The organism is Pseudobdellovibrionaceae bacterium, from assembly GCA_019637875.1.
In the GTDB taxonomy this organism is placed as follows: Bacteria; Bdellovibrionota; Bdellovibrionia; order Bdellovibrionales; family Bdellovibrionaceae; genus JAHBUW01.
Window position 1 is genome coordinate 32,808 of sequence record JAHBUW010000004.1, and the last position, 19,139, is coordinate 51,946.

Annotated in this window: 21 protein-coding genes; 15 read left to right on the forward strand and 6 right to left on the reverse strand. The window is 59.4% G+C overall.

All coding sequences use genetic code 11. The annotated features are described in order from the left end of the window. The first annotated feature begins 10 nt into the window (after positions 1–10). Both KF767_06645 and KF767_06650 read left to right on the forward strand, forming a co-directional pair. Positions 11–1,147 (forward strand): hypothetical protein, encoded by a 1,137-nt coding sequence (locus KF767_06645; GenBank protein ID MBX3017546.1) that lies wholly within the window; start codon positions 11–13, stop codon positions 1,145–1,147. Positions 1,148–1,149: 2 nt separating this feature from the next. Next, positions 1,150–1,728 carry a hypothetical protein gene (locus KF767_06650; GenBank protein ID MBX3017547.1) on the forward strand — a complete coding sequence of 193 codons (579 nt, stop codon included), beginning with the start codon at positions 1,150–1,152 and terminating at the stop codon, positions 1,726–1,728. 10 nt (positions 1,729–1,738) lie between these two features. Here the strand turns inward: KF767_06650 and KF767_06655 are convergent, their stop codons facing one another. Next, positions 1,739–2,185 carry a hypothetical protein gene (locus KF767_06655; protein MBX3017548.1) on the reverse strand — a complete coding sequence of 149 codons (447 nt, stop codon included), beginning with the start codon at positions 2,183–2,185 and terminating at the stop codon, positions 1,739–1,741. A 152-nt stretch (positions 2,186–2,337) separates the two neighbouring features. Then, a complete protein-coding gene (locus KF767_06660) occupies positions 2,338–3,204 on the reverse strand; it encodes an alpha/beta hydrolase (GenBank protein ID MBX3017549.1) in 867 nt (288 codons plus the stop codon). Between the two features lie 83 nt (positions 3,205–3,287). Here KF767_06660 and KF767_06665 point away from each other — a divergent pair, with 83 nt between their 5' ends. The 9 genes from KF767_06665 (at position 3,288) to KF767_06705 (ending at position 12,373) form a co-directional block, all read left to right on the forward strand. After that, positions 3,288–4,094, forward strand: coding sequence for an SDR family oxidoreductase (locus KF767_06665; GenBank protein ID MBX3017550.1), 807 nt, complete (start codon positions 3,288–3,290; stop codon positions 4,092–4,094). Next, the gene (locus KF767_06670; protein ID MBX3017551.1) at positions 4,091–5,335 is read left to right on the forward strand and encodes an LLM class flavin-dependent oxidoreductase; all 1,245 of its coding nucleotides are present in this window, start codon (positions 4,091–4,093) and stop codon (positions 5,333–5,335) included. Before KF767_06665 ends, KF767_06670 begins: the two co-directional genes overlap by 4 nt. Further along, positions 5,332–6,780, forward strand: a complete 1,449-nt coding sequence (locus KF767_06675; GenBank protein ID MBX3017552.1) for an aldehyde dehydrogenase — start codon at positions 5,332–5,334, stop codon at positions 6,778–6,780. Before KF767_06670 ends, KF767_06675 begins: the two co-directional genes overlap by 4 nt. Before the next feature lie 4 nt (positions 6,781–6,784). Further along, a complete protein-coding gene (locus KF767_06680) occupies positions 6,785–7,681 on the forward strand; it encodes a tRNA U-34 5-methylaminomethyl-2-thiouridine biosynthesis protein (protein MBX3017553.1) in 897 nt (298 codons plus the stop codon). After that, complete coding sequence (locus tag KF767_06685) at positions 7,678–8,661, forward strand: hypothetical protein (GenBank protein MBX3017554.1); 984 nt, start codon at positions 7,678–7,680, stop codon at positions 8,659–8,661. The genes KF767_06680 and KF767_06685 overlap by 4 nt, the downstream gene beginning before the upstream one ends. Continuing rightward, positions 8,654–9,808 (forward strand): asparaginase, encoded by a 1,155-nt coding sequence (locus KF767_06690; protein ID MBX3017555.1) that lies wholly within the window; start codon positions 8,654–8,656, stop codon positions 9,806–9,808. Before KF767_06685 ends, KF767_06690 begins: the two co-directional genes overlap by 8 nt. Before the next feature lie 24 nt (positions 9,809–9,832). Next, positions 9,833–10,246 (forward strand): RidA family protein, encoded by a 414-nt coding sequence (locus KF767_06695; protein ID MBX3017556.1) that lies wholly within the window; start codon positions 9,833–9,835, stop codon positions 10,244–10,246. Positions 10,247–10,428: 182 nt separating this feature from the next. Further along, positions 10,429–11,637: a hypothetical protein gene (locus KF767_06700; protein MBX3017557.1), complete on the forward strand. Its 1,209-nt coding sequence runs from the start codon at positions 10,429–10,431 to the stop codon at positions 11,635–11,637. Positions 11,638–11,695: 58 nt separating this feature from the next. Continuing rightward, positions 11,696–12,373, forward strand: a complete 678-nt coding sequence (locus KF767_06705) for a hypothetical protein (GenBank protein MBX3017558.1) — start codon at positions 11,696–11,698, stop codon at positions 12,371–12,373. Here the strand turns inward: KF767_06705 and KF767_06710 are convergent. The 3 genes from KF767_06710 to KF767_06720 are packed head-to-tail and all read right to left on the reverse strand — an operon-like array spanning position 12,370 to position 15,427. Then, entirely contained in the window at positions 12,370–13,416 is a 1,047-nt protein-coding gene (locus KF767_06710) for a hypothetical protein (protein MBX3017559.1), read from the reverse strand. The genes KF767_06705 and KF767_06710 overlap by 4 nt on opposite strands. Continuing rightward, positions 13,413–14,255 carry a hypothetical protein gene (locus KF767_06715; protein ID MBX3017560.1) on the reverse strand — a complete coding sequence of 281 codons (843 nt, stop codon included), beginning with the start codon at positions 14,253–14,255 and terminating at the stop codon, positions 13,413–13,415. The genes KF767_06710 and KF767_06715 overlap by 4 nt, the downstream gene beginning before the upstream one ends. Then, a complete protein-coding gene (locus KF767_06720; protein MBX3017561.1) occupies positions 14,255–15,427 on the reverse strand; it encodes a CapA family protein in 1,173 nt (390 codons plus the stop codon). Before KF767_06720 ends, KF767_06715 begins: the two co-directional genes overlap by 1 nt. A gap of 258 nt (positions 15,428–15,685) precedes the next feature. Between KF767_06720 and KF767_06725 the strand changes: the two genes are divergently transcribed. The 3 genes from KF767_06725 to KF767_06735 are packed head-to-tail and all read left to right on the forward strand — an operon-like array spanning position 15,686 to position 18,249. After that, on the forward strand, positions 15,686–16,678 hold the full coding sequence (locus KF767_06725) for an ATP-binding cassette domain-containing protein (protein MBX3017562.1): 993 nt from the start codon (positions 15,686–15,688) through the stop codon (positions 16,676–16,678). A 4-nt stretch (positions 16,679–16,682) separates the two neighbouring features. Beyond that, positions 16,683–17,468 carry an ABC-2 family transporter protein gene (locus KF767_06730; GenBank protein MBX3017563.1) on the forward strand — a complete coding sequence of 262 codons (786 nt, stop codon included), beginning with the start codon at positions 16,683–16,685 and terminating at the stop codon, positions 17,466–17,468. A 1-nt stretch (position 17,469) separates the two neighbouring features. Further along, complete coding sequence (locus KF767_06735) at positions 17,470–18,249, forward strand: ABC-2 family transporter protein (GenBank protein ID MBX3017564.1); 780 nt, start codon at positions 17,470–17,472, stop codon at positions 18,247–18,249. On the opposite strand, the gene KF767_06740 is transcribed toward KF767_06735, so the two are convergent. Further along, positions 18,246–18,446: a hypothetical protein gene (locus tag KF767_06740; GenBank protein MBX3017565.1), complete on the reverse strand. Its 201-nt coding sequence runs from the start codon at positions 18,444–18,446 to the stop codon at positions 18,246–18,248. The genes KF767_06735 and KF767_06740 overlap by 4 nt on opposite strands. A gap of 197 nt (positions 18,447–18,643) precedes the next feature. On the opposite strand from KF767_06740, the gene KF767_06745 reads away from it, so the two are divergent. After that, positions 18,644–19,117: a hypothetical protein gene (locus tag KF767_06745; protein MBX3017566.1), complete on the forward strand. Its 474-nt coding sequence runs from the start codon at positions 18,644–18,646 to the stop codon at positions 19,115–19,117. Positions 19,118–19,139: the final 22 nt, after the last annotated feature.

Sequence of the window (19,139 nt, forward strand, 5' to 3'; positions counted from 1 at the left end):
GGGGGATCAAATGTTCAAGCTTCGTTCTTGTGCACAAGTCATCGCGGCCCTGAGTTTGATCTTCGCGGGGTTGCTCGCGGAAGCGGCGGTGGAGTTTCAATATTCGACCGGCGTCACCGAAAAACAACGTGAGCTACTGACAAAGGATCTCGCGCGGCTGTCCGGGCAAAACTTCGGCGATTCGTCCGGCGAACTCCGCCGCGTCCTGGGTCTGCCCGATGTTTCGGCGTCGAGCCTCGAGTCCTGGCTTTCGACCCGCGCTCGTTACGTCATCGACGAAAAGCATCCCTTCAACGCGTTCACCATCTTTGCGCTCGCGCCCGTGGAATATCCGGCGGCCGGCGATGCGAAACCGGTCGAGGCTCCGCCTGCGCCCGCTCAACCTGACAATGCCCGAGTGGATGGAGTTCCGAGAAACGCCGAGGTGGCCCAAGCGGCCGCTCCGGCGGAAGGAGGGGGAGGAACTCCATCCACATCTGACTCGCCCGCGGAAGAGTCCGGTCCCACCATCGTGATGGCGAACATGGGCGCGGCTCTTTATATGGTCGGCCGTCAGAACAACGTCGTCGTCGGTTTCAACATGCTGGGTGGGGGCCTGGTGCCGATCACGAGCCCGCGCGTGGGCCTGTTTCAGGTCGGTCGCGGTCTTTTCCAACCGCTTTCGCCCAAGTGGGCGCAGGAAGTGATCGAAGACTTCGTGCACTCGATGTTCCGTATGGACACGCTTTTCCACGAAGCACGTCACACCGACGGCAGCGCGCGGATCGCGGCGAAGCAGCTGGGCTTCGCGCACGAGATCTGCCCTCCCGGTCACGAGATGGCGGGATTCCCCGCGTGCGATCGTCCCTCGAACGGACCTTACCGCGTGGGCTCTTTGATCATGAAGTCCGCGATCGAAGGTTGCGGCCCCGAATGTTCGGCGCGCGATAAAGAGATCCTGACGCTGCTTTACGCCGACAGCATGAGCCGTATCCTCACGCCGCTGACGCGCGCGTCACAGGTGGGCCAGGATGACCTGTGCGCGAAACTTCTGCGCACACGCACCAATATCCCGTTCTGCGAAGCTCCCGATACGTCGCTCGAAGCGCAAGTGCTTGAGTGGGACGACGCGCCCGAAGCGGTCGAGCTGCCGAAGCGCGGAGAGTAAAAGTGCAGGGGCCCAAGGTCTTCGGTATTCTGGTTCTGTTGATCATCGGGCTTCTCGTCATCGAACACGCCATCGTCTCCTGGAGCAAAAACGAAGCTTCGGGAGTTCCAGGTGCGGCGGCGCCTCCCCAAGGGGGCGCCCCCGGACCTTCCAATTCCACCCTGACCCACGGCGCCCAAGTCGATACGGCACGCTCGTTCGAGAACGAAGTGCGGGCCGCGCGTAACGTGGCGGAGCGCGAATTCGCGGAGGTTCTGGCCGCGGTGGCGAAGAAACTTCCGACCTTCAAGGACGCCCAAAATTTAACCGCGAAGGAAGCCCACGGTCATCCGCGTCTGGTGACGGAGGCGGCGGCGGAAATGGGCGAAATTGCCGAACGCCTCGAACGTGATCCGTCCTTGCGTCCGCAGGGGCTGGGATTTTATCAATCCTGTGCTTTGAATCCCGAGCTCTTCCGCTCGGTACGGGCAGTCTGTTTCAACCGCGCGCAGCTTCTGCACGCGGAACTCCATCAAGACATTTGGAACTTCGATCCAACGAAGATCCCCAAAGACGTCATCGAGCTGGCGAAGACGTTCTAGCGGCGAGTTCTTACCAGTTTCCGCAGTTCGCGGCGGGGTTCTGGCTACGAGTCGCGGCCAAAAGTTCACCCGACGACGAAATGGAAAGGCTGGGATAAGTCGCTTCGCTTTTCGCCGGGAGGAGCAGCAGGATCGACTTCTGATTGAAGGCGATCCGTTTGATCTGCAGCAATTCATTTTTCTTCTCGAAGAGTTCAAGCAGGCTCAACGCCTCGGAGCCGCAAAGGACATCCGACGAAATGAGCTTTTTCATTTCGCTGGCGGAAACCAGCAGTGTACTGGATTGTTGGCGACGGATAATGAATATGCCGTCAGCTTGATCCGTCGATTGGACGTTGAACTCTTGCAAACGCGCGGAGGCATCGCGAGCGAAATCCGCAAGTGGCTTCGTGATTTCTGTCTGGGCATGGGCAAGGGGGGCGGACATCAGAAGCAGGCTAACGAGAAGAGCTTTCATGGGTGACCTCCGGTTCTGTTCCCCGTTTAAGAGCAAAACCGGGACCCCGTATGAGGTCGTGGAACGCGAAGAAGCGCGTCCTCGTGGACAGGAGCTGTCTTTCTTTTTGACGGTGACTCAGGCACGGCACCCGCACCAAACAAGTCGTGACGTTAGTCACGCCAAGCAGTAGTCGCGTTGAGGCGCTGCACTTCGTTCCACCAAGCGAGCAGCCCTTCGCCGTAAGCCGGAAATTCCGCGAGATCGTTGTGGTGACCACCGGGAACTTCGATCATGGTGACCGAGCCGCGACCCGCCAGGCGGTTCGCGAGCTCTTCGCCGTGACGGTAGGGGATGATCTCGTCATCGGTGCCGTGCAGGATCAGGATCGGACCACGGAATTGCGGCAGCAAATCCACCACCGAAAATTTGTACTTCACTAAAAACCCGGGGAACCACGGCGCGTAGTCGTGAACGAGTTCGGTCATGGAGAGATAAGGCGTTTCCAGAATCACGCCGGCGAGCGGGGGGCGGGCTCCGGCCTCCAGCCAAGTGGCGGCCAGCGAGGCCGCGAGTCCCGTGCCGATGGAGCGACCGAAGATATAAACTTGGTCGATCTCGCCGCGCGCGCCGATCTGGTTCGCGAAAGTTTCCCCCATGCGGATCATCTGCGCGCTGGAAGAAAGACTCCCTTCACTTTTTCCGAAACCGGGATAGTCCATGATCCAGACGTTGGCGCGCAGGGCGCTGCGCAGTTCGGCTCCGATTTGTCCCCAGCCTTCCAGATTTCCGGCGTTCCCATGGAAGTAAAGAATCAGGGTTTTGGATTTCGGATGGGTGAAGTAGGCCGAATGGATTTTCGAGCCTTCGAAGTCGACCCAGATCTCTTCCGCGGGCGGGGGGAAATTCAGTTCGGCCGAAGCGGCGAGGGGGTCGGGATGAAAGAGGAATTTTTCTTGAAAAAGAGTGAACCCGCAGAGCACGAGGAGCGGGGTCACGACGAGGGGCAGAGCGACGAAAAGCAATAGGGTGCGCAACATGTGTGTCAGCTTGGGCCCGGCTCCCCAGAGCGTCAATGGCCGCGCGCGTTAACTCCCTGACGTATTGAGGGCTTTCGCTCCCTATGCCACATTGCCGGGCTATGTTGAAAGCGATGGATCTGACGGGCCGTACGGCCCTGGTGTGTGGAGCGTCCCAAGGCATCGGTCAGGCGGCGGCAGTCGCCCTGAGTGAGCTCGGGGCCCGGGTGATTTTGGTCGCGCGCAGTGCCGAGAATCTCGAGAAGACGCGCTCGCTGCTCACGCCCTCGCGCGGGGGTCGTCACGAGGTCTGGCCCTGTGATCTGAGTGTGGAGGCGGAGCTCGATGGGCTCTTGCAGAAGGCCAAGGCGGCGGGGATCGAGATCGTCGTCAACAATACGGGCGGGCCGAAAGGCGGTCCCATCACGCAGGCGGCGGCGAGCGAATTCGAAACCGCCTTCCGTCAGCACATCGTCAGCGCGCAAAAAATTTTGCAGGCGGTGCTGCCGCATATGAAAGAGCAAAAATTCGGACGATTCGTGAACGTGATCTCGACCTCGGTGAAAGCGCCGATCGCGGGTCTGGGCGTTTCGAACACGATTCGCGCGGCGATGGCGAATTGGGCGAAGACCGTGGCGGGCGAAGTCGCGCCCTTCGGGATCACCATGAACAACGTGCTTCCGGGATACACGCAAACCGCGCGTCTGGAGCAGCTTCGTAAAAACGGCGCGACGGCGCGCCAGGTTTCCGAGTCCGACGTTGAAAAGCAGTGGCTCTCGACGATCCCGGCGGGCCGCTTCGGCGAAGCCTGGGAGTTGGGTGCGGCGATCGCGTTTCTGGCCTCACCCGCCGCCGGTTATATCAACGGCATCAACCTGCCGGTGGATGGCGGAAGGACCCCTTCGCTATGAAGTACGATCTTTTCTTAAGTATCTGTCAGACCGAAGTCGACGGCTTCATGCCGGACGAAAAAACGATGTTCGCGAATTTCTTCGATCAGGCGAAGCTCGCCGATGAGCTGGGTTTCGGCACGGCCTGGATCGCGGAAACGCATTTGTCCTGTCAGGTACAGAAAGAAAATCCGGGCGCGGTCATTCCGCACTTCACGGGCGAGATCGGCTTGAATACCGATATCCTGCAGATGGCGCACGTCGTGTTCGCGAATACGAAGAATATCAACGTGGGCTCGGCCATTCGGAACATCATCTGTAACGGCGGTCCCATCGCCCATGCCGAAGCGGTGCGGACCTTCCTGTCGCTCCGTCGGATGAGCGATCCCACCTCCACGCGCAAGCTCGAGCTGGGCTTCGCGGCGGGCCGCTTTCCCTTCTCGAATACGCCTTATGGCTTCAAACCGAAAGGCGATTTCGAAACCGAGACCTGGGAAGTTTTAAAGAACAAATACTTCCAAGAGGCCGTCGAGATTTTCCTGCGTCTGTTGAAGGGCGAAAAACTTTCGAGCGAGAACGTTTCGGCGCGCACTTTGACCCGCGCGGATTTCCGCAAAGAAGACGACTGGCACCGGGCGCTCGTCGCGGCCAAAGCGCAGGGCTTGATCGCACAAACCGAGGCCGAGAACATTCCTTTGGCGCATCACTGGAACTTCGAAAAGGTCGGCGTCATTCCCTTCGACGCGCCTTTAGAGAATTTGCGCCTGACCATCGGCTCGCACGATCCCGAGACGCAAAACTTCGCGAACACGATTTTGCCCGTGGGGGTTTTCAATCTGTCGATCACGCCCCCGGCGGTCATCGAAGAGACCCACCAGCGCATGGCGAAGACGTACAACAATATGAGCGGCGGTTGGACGCGGGATCTGATGCCGCGAACGGTGCTGTGTTTCCTGGACGATACGCCCGGAATCTCCGAAACCGAACAATCGGTGCGCGCCAAACGCGCGGCGACCCGCGCTTGGGAAAATTACTGGCGCGCCATGGAGAAGACCCTCGATCCCAAAAAGGTCGAAGGCGCGGTTTCGAACACCATCGCCGGCAACGTGAAGCAAGTCGCGGCCCTGATCCGCGAAAAGTATCATCCCGAAGATCGACTGATGTTGTGGTTCGATTTCAATAACCACGATAACGAAAACGTGAAGTCCTCGATGCGCGCCTTTATGCAAAAAGTGAAACCTCTTTTGGAGGCTGCGCGATGAGTGCGCCCCGGGTTTCCCATTTCATCGGCGGTCGGAAAGTTCCCGCGGCGTCGGGCGAGTGGCTCGAGAACAGAAATCCGGCAACAGGACAGATTCTGTCACTTCTGGCTCGTGGCGCAAAATCTGATATCCACAGCGCTGTGGAAAACGCGAAGGCCGCCTTTCCCGCGTGGGCCGCACGTTCCCCGGAGGAGCGCTCAAAGCTGCTCAGCAAAATAGCGGATTTGATCGAAGCCCGGGAATTGAGCTTTGCTGAAGCTGAAAGCAGGGATCAGGGGAAGCCCGTGGCCCTCGCGCGGCGCATGGACATCCGCCGGGTCGTCCAGAACTTCCGCTTCTTCGCCGGCGCGATCCTGCATCATGAAAACGAGTCCACGCAGACCGACCAGCACACGCTGAACTTTGTCATGCGTCGGCCGCATGGTGTTTGCGGTCTGATCTCGCCGTGGAATCTTCCGCTTTATCTTTTGTCTTGGAAGATCGCGCCCGCCATCGCCTGTGGAAATACGGTGGTGTGTAAACCTTCGGAATTCACGTCGATGACGGCGGATCTGTTGGCGGATGTTTTGAACGAGGCGGGACTTCCCGCGGGCGTCGTGAACATCGTTTACGGTTTGGGACCCGAGGCGGGGGAAGCCCTGGTTCGTCATCCCGACGTGCCGGTCATCTCTTTCACCGGCGGCACGGCGACGGGCCGTCACATTATCGAAGCTTCGGCCGAGCAGTTCAAAAAGCTCTCATTGGAATTGGGCGGGAAAAATCCCAACATCCTTTTCAACGATTGCGATCTGGACAAGGCCGTCGCGACGACTTTGCGTTCGAGTTTTCTGAATCAAGGCGAGATCTGCCTTTGCGGATCACGCATTTATGTCGAAGAGTCGCTGTTTGAGCGTTTCATGGAGAAGTTCGTCGCGGAAGTGAAGCGACTGAAGGTCGGCGACCCCGCGGACGAAGGGACCTTTATGGGGCCCCTCGTCTCGCAGGCGCACCTCGAGAAGGTGAACTCCTTCATCGCGCAGGCGCGCGCCGAGGGCGGGAAGATCTGGACGGGCGGGGACGTTCCCGCGTTGGCGTCCGAGTTCGCCGGGGGCTACTGGCTTTCGCCCACGGTGATTTCGGGACTGCCGGAATCTTCGCGTTGTATCCAGGAAGAGATCTTCGGTCCGGTCGTCACCGTCTCGACCTTCAAAAACGTGGACGAAGTTTTGGGCTACGCGAACGGCGTGAAGTATGGTCTGTCGGCCTCCGTATGGACGCAGGATGTGACGAAGGCTTTGCGGGTTTCGAGCGGCCTTCATGCCGCGACGGTGTGGGTGAACTCTTGGCTGGAGCGCGATCTGCGCGTGCCCTTCGGTGGGCAGAAGGCGTCGGGACTGGGCCGCGAAGGCGGACGTCACTCCATTGAATTTTACACGGAAGCCACCAACGTTTGTGTGAGGTACTGAAGTTATGAGCGGAAAAATCGTTCTGGGTGCGCTGGCGCCCCATCCTCCCCATCTGGTTTATGCGGACAATCCTCCGCAAAACGAACCCAAAGCCGAATGCGGTTGGGAGACTTTGCGCTGGGGCTACGAGCGCCTCGCGAAACAGATGGCCTCTATGGATTACGATGCGGTCGTCGTGATGTCGCCCCACTGGCGCACTTACGTCGGGACCCACGTGCTCGCCCATCCGAACTTCAAAGGGCTTTCGGTGGACCCGGTGTTCCCGCATCTGTTCCGCTACCACTACGATCTGAAAGTGGACGTGGAGCTGGCGCGCGCCATCGCGAATGAAGGAAGTACCGCGGGCCTTCCCATGAAGCTCATGGAGAATCCGGATTTCCGCGTGGACTACGGCACCATCGTGAGCTGCCATCTGTCGAATCCGACTTGGTCGAAACCCATCGTCTCGATCAGCTCCCATGCTTCGACGGCCTATTTCTCTCCGGATGTGATGAACGAAGAGGCCCTGCGCCTGGGCGAGATCACCCGCCGCGCGATCGAGAAGTCCGGGAAACGTGTGGTGCTTTTGGCGAGCTGCTCTTTGTCCCACCGCCACTTCACGAAAGAGCCGCCCATTCCCGAGGACATGAGCGCCGAGCACATCATGAACCACAGTCAGTATCTTTGGGATATGCGCATGATCGACCTCATGAAAAAAGGCCGTTCGCGCGAGATGATCGACCTGATGCCCGACTTCGTCGAGCAGGCCGTCGCCGAAACGGATAGCGGGGCTTTGACTTGGCTGTTGTCGGCCATGAACTTCCCCAGCGTGCCGGCCGAGGTTCACGCCTACGGCACGGTCATCGGGACGGGGAACGCCATCGCCTCTTGGAATTTGTCTTCGGAAGGAGCGCGCGCATGAGCCAACTGGTGAAAGCGGGATTCGTGTTGCCGGGCCTTGTGCAGCCTCTTTTGACTCCGGATGCGAATCCGGGTTACCGCAAACTGCGCCAGGCTTTCGAGACGGTGCGCGATCGCATCGATGAGCTGAACCCCGACGTGATTCTGATCTACTCGACGATGTGGCCGAGCGTGCTGGGGCACCAGGTGCAGCTGCGCGATCGTTTGGACTGGGTGCATGTGGATGAAGAGTTCCACGAGCTGGGCTCGATTCCGTATTCCTTCGAGATGGACCGCGCCTTCGGGCAGGCGGTCGTGAAGGCGGGGACCGCGCGGGGCTTGCACATGAAGGGCGTCGACTACCACGGATTTCCCATCGACACGGGATCGGTGGTGGCGTTGAAGCTCATCAACCCCGAGAACAAACGCAAAGCCGTGATCTTCTCTTCGAATATGTACGCGGACCGCGCCGAAACCGTGGTGCTGGGGAAGGCGTCGCTCGACGTTTTGAAGCAGCAGGGAAAAACCGCGGTGGCGGTCATCATCTCGACCTTGTCGAATCGTTTGCACCAGAACTTGATTGCGCCGAAGGACGACAAGATCCACTCTTTGAAAGACCAAGAGTGGAATTTGAAGATGATCGAGTTCTTCGAAAAAGGCCGCATGGAAGATCTGTCGCAGCTCTCGCGCCAGATCCAGCGCGAGGCGCGCGTGAAGAAGGTGAACAACTTCAAGCCGCTGTGGTGGCTTTCGACGGTGGTTGGTCCGCACAACCGTTACAAGGGCGAAGTGCTCGCCTACGAACCCGTTTACGGGACCGGCAGCGCCGTCATCCAGATGACGCCCACGGATTTTTCGTCGCGGGATCTGGAATTCGACGAGGACTCGCCGGATTTCTACACCGGCGAGCGCAACGTCCTGGGACCCAGCGCGGGCGAAGCGACGGGCGGTCTGTCGTCGCAAACCCTGAACGCCGGCGTCGAGGCGGACGACTATGAGTGACCGTCCATTGAGCGCGGCTGATGGCCGCAGTTTATCTGGCGCGGCTAGTGACCGCGACAGCCGCGTCTACCCGAAGAGTCCTTTCGGCGAGAAGGTCGCCGGGCTGCCGACCGGACGTGATGTCGAGTGGGAGCCGCTCATCGATTATCGCCGCAACGGCGTGAGTGAAAACACGATCCATGGCGCCGTGGCTTGGTACTCGGGTGGAAAGCTCGTCCACTCGTTGGGCGGAAACGTTCTGTGCTACGGGCGCTCGATGATGAAGCTCCTGTACATGAAGGTTTTCACCGAAGTGCTGAACGACTACTCCTGGGAGCAGAAGGCGATCAGCGTTTCGTCCCACAACGGCTCGGCCGAACACATCGAAACCTCGCAGTCGCTGTTGTCCGAGTCCGAATGGGGATTGATGCAGACGCCGCTCGACCTGCCGCTCGTGCAGTTCGGGCGTCAGGTGCGTCGGCCGCGGCGCTGGTTCAATAACTCCAGCGGTCACCATGCCGCGATCCTCGCGGGCTGCCGTTTGAAAAACTGGAGCCGCGTCGGCTACACTCTTCCGAATCATAAGGTTTTTCGTTCCTTCATGGCGGTGAACCGCCGCTACTTGGGCAAGGATTGGACGCCTTTGCGGATCGCGCGGGACGGGGACGGGCTGCCGACGGTTTCGATGACGGTGAAAGAGCTTGCGCAATGTTATGCGGGGCTTGCGCAGACGCGGAACGAGGACTGGATCTGGGAATCCATGGTTCGTCATCCCGATCTGGTGGGCGGATTCAATCGTCTGGACACCACGATCATGAAGTCCTGCGGCGGCAAGGTGATCGCTAAAGAGGGCGCCGACGGTCTTTTGGGAATGGCGATCGAACATCCCGATTATCCCGAGGGACTGGGCGTGGTGATCAAGATCGCCCACGGTTGGAATCCGCAGGCGACCTGGTATCTGGCGCGCGGAATTCTGGGGACCTTGGGTTTTGATTTGCGCAATCCCTATCCCTTGCGTCGGCAGAAGGCGTTTCTGGTGCCGAAGATCGTGCCGGATCATTTGCAGGGACGGCTCGAGCAGATCAAGACCTGGGACGACTGGGATCCGGATCATGACCGTTGGTATTTCGACGTCGACCTGAGCGGCGATCTCGAAGCGGAACTGTAATTCCATTTATTGAGTGAGGCTGAAGTGAGCGAGAAAATTTCCACGAAACGCGCCCCCGAACCCGTCGGCGCTTATCCCCACGCGCGCAAATTCGGCGATCTGCTTTTCCTGTCCGGCGTGGGCCCGCGCAAGCCCGGAACGAAAGAGATCCCCGGCGTGACCCTGGGCGCGGACGGCGAGATCGCGGCCTATGACGTGGCCGTGCAGACCGAGTCCGTGATCGAAAACATCCGCATCATCCTGGAAGACGCCGGATCGTCCTTCGATAAAATTTTGGACGTGCAGGTCTTTCTCACCAATATGAAAAAAGACTTCAAAATCTATAACGAAATCTACGCGAAACACTTCACGTCGGTGGGTGCAACCCGCACGACAATCGAAGTGGGCGCGCTGCCGACCCCGATCGCCGTCGAATTCAAGGTGATCGCTCAAGCCTGACCGGACCGCAGAAGGTAGCACGTACCGCACGCGGTACGTGCTACCTTTTTTCTCCGGGCGGCGGACGACGCCGCTAGGGTACCATCTACCCTGCGCAGCAGGGTAGATGGTACCCTAGACGCCGGACCCCCAAAGGGACTGGGGCGTTGACAGCGGGGGCCGTGGAGTCGCCTACTTAAGGGATGTCCGCGCAAACGCCGGTTCCTTCGCCCCTCAATGTGACTCCGCCCAATCCGCTGCCTACGACTTCGCCGACCTCGAGCGCGCCCGCGCTGGGGCCCAAGGGGATTTTGAGCAATCCGCGTGTGCAGCGGGGCTCGATCATGGTTTACCGGGTGTTCGACGTCGCGGAAGAGATCGTGCTGCCGAAGGTGGAGTCGCTCCTCAGAGGCTTTCGCGGTCAGGAGAAATTCAAGGTCCCCAAGTACATCGACCGCGCCCTCATCATGAAAGAGCCACCGCTCGCGTTCTCCCTTGGCGAGCAGAGCCTCGAGATCGCGGGCAAAGAGTTCCGCGCCGAACTCGTCGCGAAGATCCGCGATTTCGGCGTCATGAGCCTGATCTACAATATCCCGATCGCGCCCGGCACGGACTGGACGCAGCTCGTGACCATGGCGGCCGAGATCGAGGAAGGCTCCGAGATCGACGAGCACGTGCAGAAGTTCATGCCGCAGCTCGTGCAGCAGATCGAACCCGCGTTGGTGAAGCCCACGCACTCGAAATTTTTCGAAGACTACATCGTCTATTTCATCGAAGAGTTCGAAGACAAAGTGAAGCTCTCGGACTTCGTGAAGAATGTCGACATCCCGGCGCTCCTGATGGCCGAACACGAAGTCGCGCTCAGCGAAGCCTCGAAACGTTCGGTCATGGAGAACCTGCACCAGTACGGCGAGGTCGACCTCGCGGTCATCGAGTGGAACGCGGCGCTCGTCATCGAGCCGGGCGGGGGACGTGAGCTTCCGGATCTGCTGGAGTTCGCGGTCAGCCACCTGCTCGAGATGCGCTACTACGACGATCTGCTGGATTCGAAACTCAAACTGCTATACGACGACATCGAGAAAAAACGCCGTCGCCCCATCTGGTCGAGCAAATTCGATCAGGTCTACGAAGACGCCAGCGCACGCTACATCGAGTTCTCGGAGTTCATCGAACGCGTCGAAAACTCGCTGAAGGTGGTCGGGGACTTCTACTTGGCGACGGTCTACCGCTCGGCCACGCGGAAATTCCGTCTGCTCGACTGGCAAAGTTCGGTGACGCGCAAAATGAACATTCTGGGCCAGGTCTCTTCCCTCTTGCAGGGTGAGGTGAACAACAAACGCGGCCATTGGCTTGAGATCATCATCATTTTGCTGATCGCCTACGAAGTCGTCGCGGCGTTTTTCAAAAGCTGAGGGGCTAACCCTCGCTCCCGGACTTGCCCCGCGCGCCTACAGACCTTAACGTGAATGCATGCTCCGCGTGTTCGTTCTTCTTCTCGCTCTCAGCGCCTCCTCCGCATTCGGACAGTCCCGACCAGGCACGCTGTCGAATTGGTCGGGCGTTTTGAGTCTGGGCGCGCCGAAATGGAGTTCGAATCTTTACCGCATCAACAACGAAGCGCTGCGGTCGGGGGACGGCTTCAGTGATCTGAGCGCCGGTCAACTCGGCGTCAAATTGCAACTCAGTTATACTTTTCTGCCGTCCTACGGACGCTGGGCGGTGACCTTGGGCGGCGGTCAGGATCGCGCGATCCTGGAAAACTTTGCGGGACGTCCCCACGTCCAGGGCGTCGAGACTGCGGCGAACGTTCGTCGTGCCGCCTTGGACCGCCAGCACCTCGACTTCGGTTTACAGGTCACGCCTTGGGTGACGACCTATTTGCGGGCGAATTTGCGCGCGGGTCTGCACACCTCGACGACACGCGCGTCACAGCAGCTGGAGGACGGGCGCATCGCCGACGACTTCAGCTTCGCGAGCCAAGGCACCTTTCAAGAGTTCGGTTTCGAAATCGGGCCGAGCACGGCGTTTCTTTACGTCTCGGTCTACATGACCCAGCAGAAGACCGCGAACTTGCGTGCGTTCAACGATCAGCCCGCCGATCTGCACGGCTACGCGTACTACGTGGGCCTGGGTCGCTATTCGTTTTAGAAATTCACGCCCAAAGCGAGGGCCGCTTTGGAGTCCGTGGTTTTCGCGATACCACCGAAATCGACGCTTTCGCGACGGAAGCTGGCGGCCAGGTTGAAGACTCCCAAGGGAACGTTCACGCCCAAAGCGCTCGCTTCGGTGCTGACGCTACCGAAAACCTGAAAGATCGGAAGCGACCAAGCCACGCCCAACGTGAAGGCGTCTTTCGCTTCGACCAAATCCTCGTGCAAAAAGGCGTCGATCCCCAAACCCAAAACGCTTTCTCCGATGTCGGGATTGATCGACGCGGCCACGTGAAACTGTGGACGCTGCGAAAAGCTCGACGCGCGATTGGTGACGCCTAAGTTCGTCATCGTCACCCCGAAGCGGGGCTTCAGCGCGTAGTCCAGGCCATGATACTGGATGCCGGGCTCAAGGTACAAAAGAGTCTGCTCTTGCGGATCCAGCAAACCGCGCCCCGATTCGCTGTAAGCGTCGGACAGAAAGAAGGACTGCGAAACAAATTTGCGATTCACCAAACGGGTTTGCAAACCCATGGCCCAGTCGTCACCAAGGTAGCGTCCCCATTGCAAATTCGCGGCGGCCTCTTGAAAAACCAGAAGCCGCGCTTCGGTCAGCGCCTCGTTCCGGAAGGACGAGTGATAGAAAAGACGGATCGGCGTCAGCTGCAGACCCCAGCCTTCGCGGCGCCACGCCAGATCGATGGCCGCCTGCAGTTCGCTAGAGCGGCGTTCGTTGAAGATCTCCTCCAAAAACTCCGGAGTCGATTGATCACGACGCAAGATTTCGAGGGCTTCGTTCGAGATTCGCAAGTTATTCGCGAGGTAAACTTGCGCTTTCCCCGAGTTTCCCCGTGTGAACGCAATGTCCGCGGGCGAACAGGGCAGAAGGTCGGCGCCCACGTCAAAGGCGAAGCAAGCGCTTCCTAAAGCGTCCGTCGCGATCCCCATACGGTAGGTCGAAAGCGTCGGGCCCACCCGCATCGGAGTGGCTTGTGCGAAGACCGACAGCAAAAGGACTCCCCCGAGGATCAGGCGTTTCATCGTCCGAGTCCTTTCAGAACGGGGAACTCTTTGCAGACGCTACGACCTTCGGGACGAGCAAGGGATTCCAACTGTTCGCGCTGGGCGGGAGTCAGTTGGTTCTTGGCCAGCTCCGCGTCGATTTCGGCCGCTTTCGAGGGAAATGCCAATCGCAGATCGCTCAGGATCTCGACGGTCAGCACGTAGCTGATTTTCAGCTGATGCAAAATCGAGCCGACGACGGGCGAGCAGTTGCCTTCTTTGTCGGTGTTGAGTTCCGCGACGCGCTCGTTGGCCTCTTCGAAGTGGGAGCGCATCAGGATGATTCCCAAAACCGCGCGGTAAAGGCGCGGTCCTTCATTGGCGGACTCGCTCAAGACGTCCCGCGCTTTTTCGATGTCGGCGCGTTTTTCTTCGGGAATCAGCGGCAGGGCCGAAAGCCGTGAGCGCACCCGATTGAACTCGCGCAGTTTTTTGTCGAAATGGGGAATGGCGAAACGGATCCACCGGGGGACCGCCCCCGGCAGCGACTTCGGCGAAAGGATCGCGGCCGCTTTGGGGTCTTCGTTCTTTTCTTCTTCCAGAATTTGTTTGTAGCGTTTGGAAACCTGCCAGTATTCGACGGATTTCAAACCGGCGCGACCCGCGTAAGCTGAAGCCAAGTACACCTTGATCTTCAGCTGGCCCGAGTCTTTGCGCATGTCTTCCAGAAGCGTGATGGCCTCATCGTAACGCTCTTGATCGATGAGCGCGCCCGCGCGATCGATTTCAGACTCACGCACGCGCTCGCTGCGGTTGTTTTGGCAACCCAGGGTCAAAAACAAAAAAGCGGCCGCCAGGGCGAGGGCCCCGATGCGCATTACTGGCACACCTGCGAGGGACGAAGGATGCGGGCTTCCGACATCCGCGAGCGGAGGATCTGCGCGGCCTCACGCTCTTGACCGGCGATTCCGCCGTTCGCGATCGCGCTGTCCAAGGAAACGATCTTCAAGCCGACGCGCACGACGGGAACGGCGGAAATTCCGCGGACCTTCGTGACGCCGCCCGAACGGGAAAGGTCCAAGAACAGGACGATGGACATCTGGCGTTCGATTCCCTTTTGACCGGCGACGAAATTTCCCAGCGAATAGGCCACGGGAACGTCACGTTGATCCGAGGATTTCACGATACGCAAGGGTTGAATCACGTGCGCGTGGTTTCCGATAACGGCGGTGGCGCCGGCATCGGCGAACCTTTTCGCGAGCCGGGTCTGCGAGGAGCTCGGCGTTGTCTGGTATTCGCCACCCCAGTGCGGCGTCACGATGACCGCGTCGATCGAACGGTCTTTCGAAAGCTGGCGAATCAGCGACATGGTCGCTTCCGAGTTACAGCGCAGAACTTGGGGCTGAGCCCCGCTCCAGTTCACGGCGTCCGCGCAACCGAGCCAAGCGACTTTCCAGCCTTTGGCGTTGGTGATGGCGTGGAAGGCGTTGTTCTGTTTCGAGTGGCGGGTCCCGGTGAAGGGCATGCCGTACTCTTGCATCGATTCGACGGTTTTATCGACGCCCAAACGGCCGCGATCCATCGAATGGTTATTCGCAGTCGAAAGGACGCTGAAACCCGATTGTTTCAGGGCGCCGATCATGTCGGGGTGATAGTTGAAAAGGAAGTTGGTCACGCAGTAAACCGCATCGCCGCCGTTGCGTTTGGTGTTGGGGCGACCGTCTTTATCCACCGGGTGACGGCAGTCATAGACACGACCGGGATCGGCCAGTTGGCGACCCGATTGGGAAAGCCCGCGCGCGGCGGTGGCCTCGAAGTTTCCATAAGTGATGTCGGCCGACTTGAAAAGCGGAGTCAGCGACGACCAGATCGAAGAGAATCCCTGACGGCTCTGGTTCGCCGGAGCGTAGAGCGCCCCGTGGACCAGGATGTCGCCGACGGCGGCGATCTTCACTTCGCCGTTTGCCGAACACGAGGCCTGGGCCTTCGGGATCATCGTGACACTCGCGGTGAGCGTCAGCACGGACTTCAGCAGATGGCGACGGAACATGGGACCCCCAAAAAATGATGATGATTCGGAAAACCCATTTCCAAAATCCGTTCCCGGTCGCGACGAAGCCAAGGGGGGCGCGGCTGAGACCTCCCTGTAAGGCCGACAGGATCGTCCAAACTTCAGACAGGGTGAAGACTTGCGTTTAGACCACGCGAAGACGCGAGTCTGGTTCCGCATTGGCACTCGAGTTTTGCTTTCATGCTCCATGAAAACTTCCGATTTGCCTCGGGCGCGCGGGCTGCCGATGATGAGTAGATGAAAGTCATCGAAGTTGAAAACCTCCGCAAAGAATTCCAACGTGCGAAACGGGCCGCGACACTCGGCGCGCGCATGAAAAACATGATCTCCTTCGGGGGAGCGGCGGACGTCTTTCGTGCGGTTGAGGACATCAACTTTTCGGTCACCAAGGGCGAAAGTTTGGCCTTCATCGGTCCCAACGGGGCGGGGAAATCCACGACCATCAAGATGCTGACCGGCTTGTTGCAGCCGACCTCGGGCCGCGTTTCGGTCCTGGGGATGGATCCGGCCCAGAAACGTATCGAGCTTGCTTACCGGATCGGGAGCGTCTTCGGACAGAAGTCGCAGCTATGGTTGCACCTGCCGCCGCGGGATACCTTCGAGCTTTTAAGCCGGATCTATAGACTGGACCGCGCGAAATACGAAAAGCGCCGCCGGACGCTGGTGGAACTTTTCGACCTTGGCGAAATCCAAGACGTGGCCACGCGCAAGCTCAGCCTGGGTCAGCGCATGCGCTGCGAGGTCGCGGCGAGTCTGCTGCACGAGCCCGAGATCATCTTTTTGGATGAGCCGACCATCGGTCTGGATCCGGTGGCGAAAGCGAGTATCCGCGATCTGATCAAACGCGCGAACAAGGAAGAGGGCGTGACCGTCTTTCTGACCTCCCATGATTCCGGGGACATCGAACGTCTGTGTCAGCGCGTGATCATCGTGAATCACGGCCGCGTGATCTTTGACGACAGCACGCAGAAGCTGCGCCGCGATTATCTGACGACGAAAGAGATTTCGCTGAAGCTGAACCGCGAATGGAACGAACGCATCGATATTCCCGGTGTGAAAGTCCTGAAGGCGAAGGGCTACGGCGTGAAACTGTCCGTGGATCAGTCGGTGAATTCCATCGACAAAGTCGTGGGCGGGATCCTCGCCCACGGCGGAGTCGAGGACATCACCATCGCGAACCAAGCGCTTGAAGATGTCATCACCCAGATCTACCAAACTCCCGGACGCTGACCTTATGAGAAAATATCTGTCGGTTTTTGAAATCACGGTGCGTTCGCGCCTGTCGAGTCTGGGTGATTTGGCGGGCATGGCGATTTTGCTCGCGATCATTTTGTTCGTTTTCGTTCAGTTGTGGCGAATCACGCTGGGCGCGGACGGGGCCGTCCTTGAGGGTTTCACGTTGAATGAAATGATCTGGTACTACGTCGGCACGGAAACCATCATCTTGTCGATGCTACCGATCCACCGGGTGCTGGAGCGCGAGATCCGCGAAGGAGACGTCGCGATCCGCCTGAACAAACCCATCGGCTACGTGAGCTTTCACGCGGCGGCGTTTCTGGGCGAGGCCTTCGTGCGTCTGTTCATCCTGATCGGGGTGGGCGGGATCGTGACGACGTGGCTTGTGGGACCGTTGGATTTTCAGTGGACGAGTCTGCCCGCGCTGCTGTTGATCTTCTTCACGAGTTTGCTCTTGAACTTCACCTACAGCGCGATCATCGGGCTTTCGGCCTTCTGGACCGAGGACGTCACGGGGCTGTTCTTCGTCATGGACCGGATGAAGTGGCTGTTGGGCGGCTTTTTGCTGCCGGTATCGATGTTTCCCGAGCCCTTGCGCACGCTCGCCGAATGGCTGCCCTTTCGCTGGATGATTTACGAACCCGCGAAGCTGCTGGTGCATTTCAGCTGGGCCGACTTCGCGCGCGTCTTGGGCGCGCAGGTCTTGGTTTTCGTGGTGGTTGGCGGAGTGGTGGCGCTCATGAATCACCGCGGACTCAAACGCTTGAACGTGAACGGAGGTTAGAATGCGGAACAGCTATTTTCTGTTTTATTTGCGGAACAACCTCGCGGCGGCGATGGAGTATCGTTTCTCGTTCATCAGCCAGGTCATGGGGATGTTCATCAACGACACCCTGTGGGTGATTTTTTGGGTGATGTACTTCCAAAAGTTTCCGGTCTTGAACGGCTGGACGCTGAACGACCTGCTCGTCATGTGGGGCAGCATCACCTTCAGCTTCGGGTTGTGCTTCGGCTTTTTCTGGAACGTGGCGCGGCTACCGGAGCTCGTCGTGCAGGGGCAGCTCGATTACTATCTGGGGCATCCGCGCGGCGTGCTCGCGCACTTGGCGGTCAGTCATTTGCGTCCCGTGAATCTGGGCGACTGTCTGTTCGGACCGCTGCTGCTTTTGTTTTTCGTCCCGATGACCGGCACGCAGTGGCTGCTGTTTTTCCTGACCGGAGCTCTGGCGGCTTTGATCTATTTTTCGTTTTACCTGACGGTGGGCTCGCTGGCGTTTTACCTGCGCAATGCCGAGTCGGTGACGGGGTCGGTCTCCACCGCGATCGTGCATTTCTCGACGTATCCGACGCGGATCTTCGAGGGCTGGACGCGGACGCTCCTCTTCACCGTGTTGCCGGCGGGTTTCATCAGCGAGGTGCCGGTGGAACTCGTGCGAAATTTCCGGCCCGAGCTTTTGGGGCAGATGATTCTGGCCGTGGCCGTGTACTTGGGAATTGCGCTTTTCGTCTTCCATCGGGGGCTCAAACGCTACGAATCCGGAAATTTGATCCTGATGCAGCGTTAGCGGGCGGGCGTCGGGGAGGGGGTTGCGGTGGTCCCCGCTTCGCGGGAGTCTTTGGCGATCGTGTCGGGATCGAATTCGATTTGCCGGCGGGCCCAGATGGCGGCGCCGGCGAGCAGGAGCGAAACCACCACGAGGGCGATGCCCCACAGGTCGCGGGGTGAGTTTTCAGTGGTGGGGGTGGGTTCCTGAGCTTTCACGCCTTTCAGTCTGAACCCGTTGGGCGGGGGATTCAAGACCACCTGTTCCGCATTTGAGACGTGGGAAGCGTTTAAAACGATCCGGGTCAAGGTTCGATCAAGACCCGGTGCCGGTCCTCCGATAAAAAGGACTGGGTCCGCGACGCCCCTCGGTCGGGAATTGACGAAGGGCCCGAGTTGAAAGAAAGCTGAGAATCATGAAAATCAATTTCGGCCGTTCGGAAATTTTGCTCCTCGCTCTCGGCACCGGTGCCGCCCTCACGCTGTTCCTCGCGGGTTGTGCTCAGCAGACGGATTCCAACGCGAACAGCTTCACGCAGGTCTATAACGCTTCGTTTAGCGTGACCTGCATGAACTGCCATGCGGGCGCGGGATCCTCCTCGGGCACGAACCTGGATTTCACCAGCGCCGACGCGGCTTACGCCGGCCTGATCAACGTGGCCGTGCAGATCCCGTCGAACCCCTCCAAGTGCGGCGGGGTCCGGCGCGTCGTTCCCGGTGACGCCACCAACTCCTATCTGTTGGGCGTCCTGTTCAGTGAGGACAACCACAACAACTTTGCGGGCTCGAACGGCTGCCAGCCGCCGACCGCCCACCTGTCGCTCGTGAACCTCTCCGCCGCCGAGCGCTCCAGCCTCCAAGCCTGGATCAACGCGGGCGCCGCGCGCTAATCCGAAAATCTAATCCAGAAAT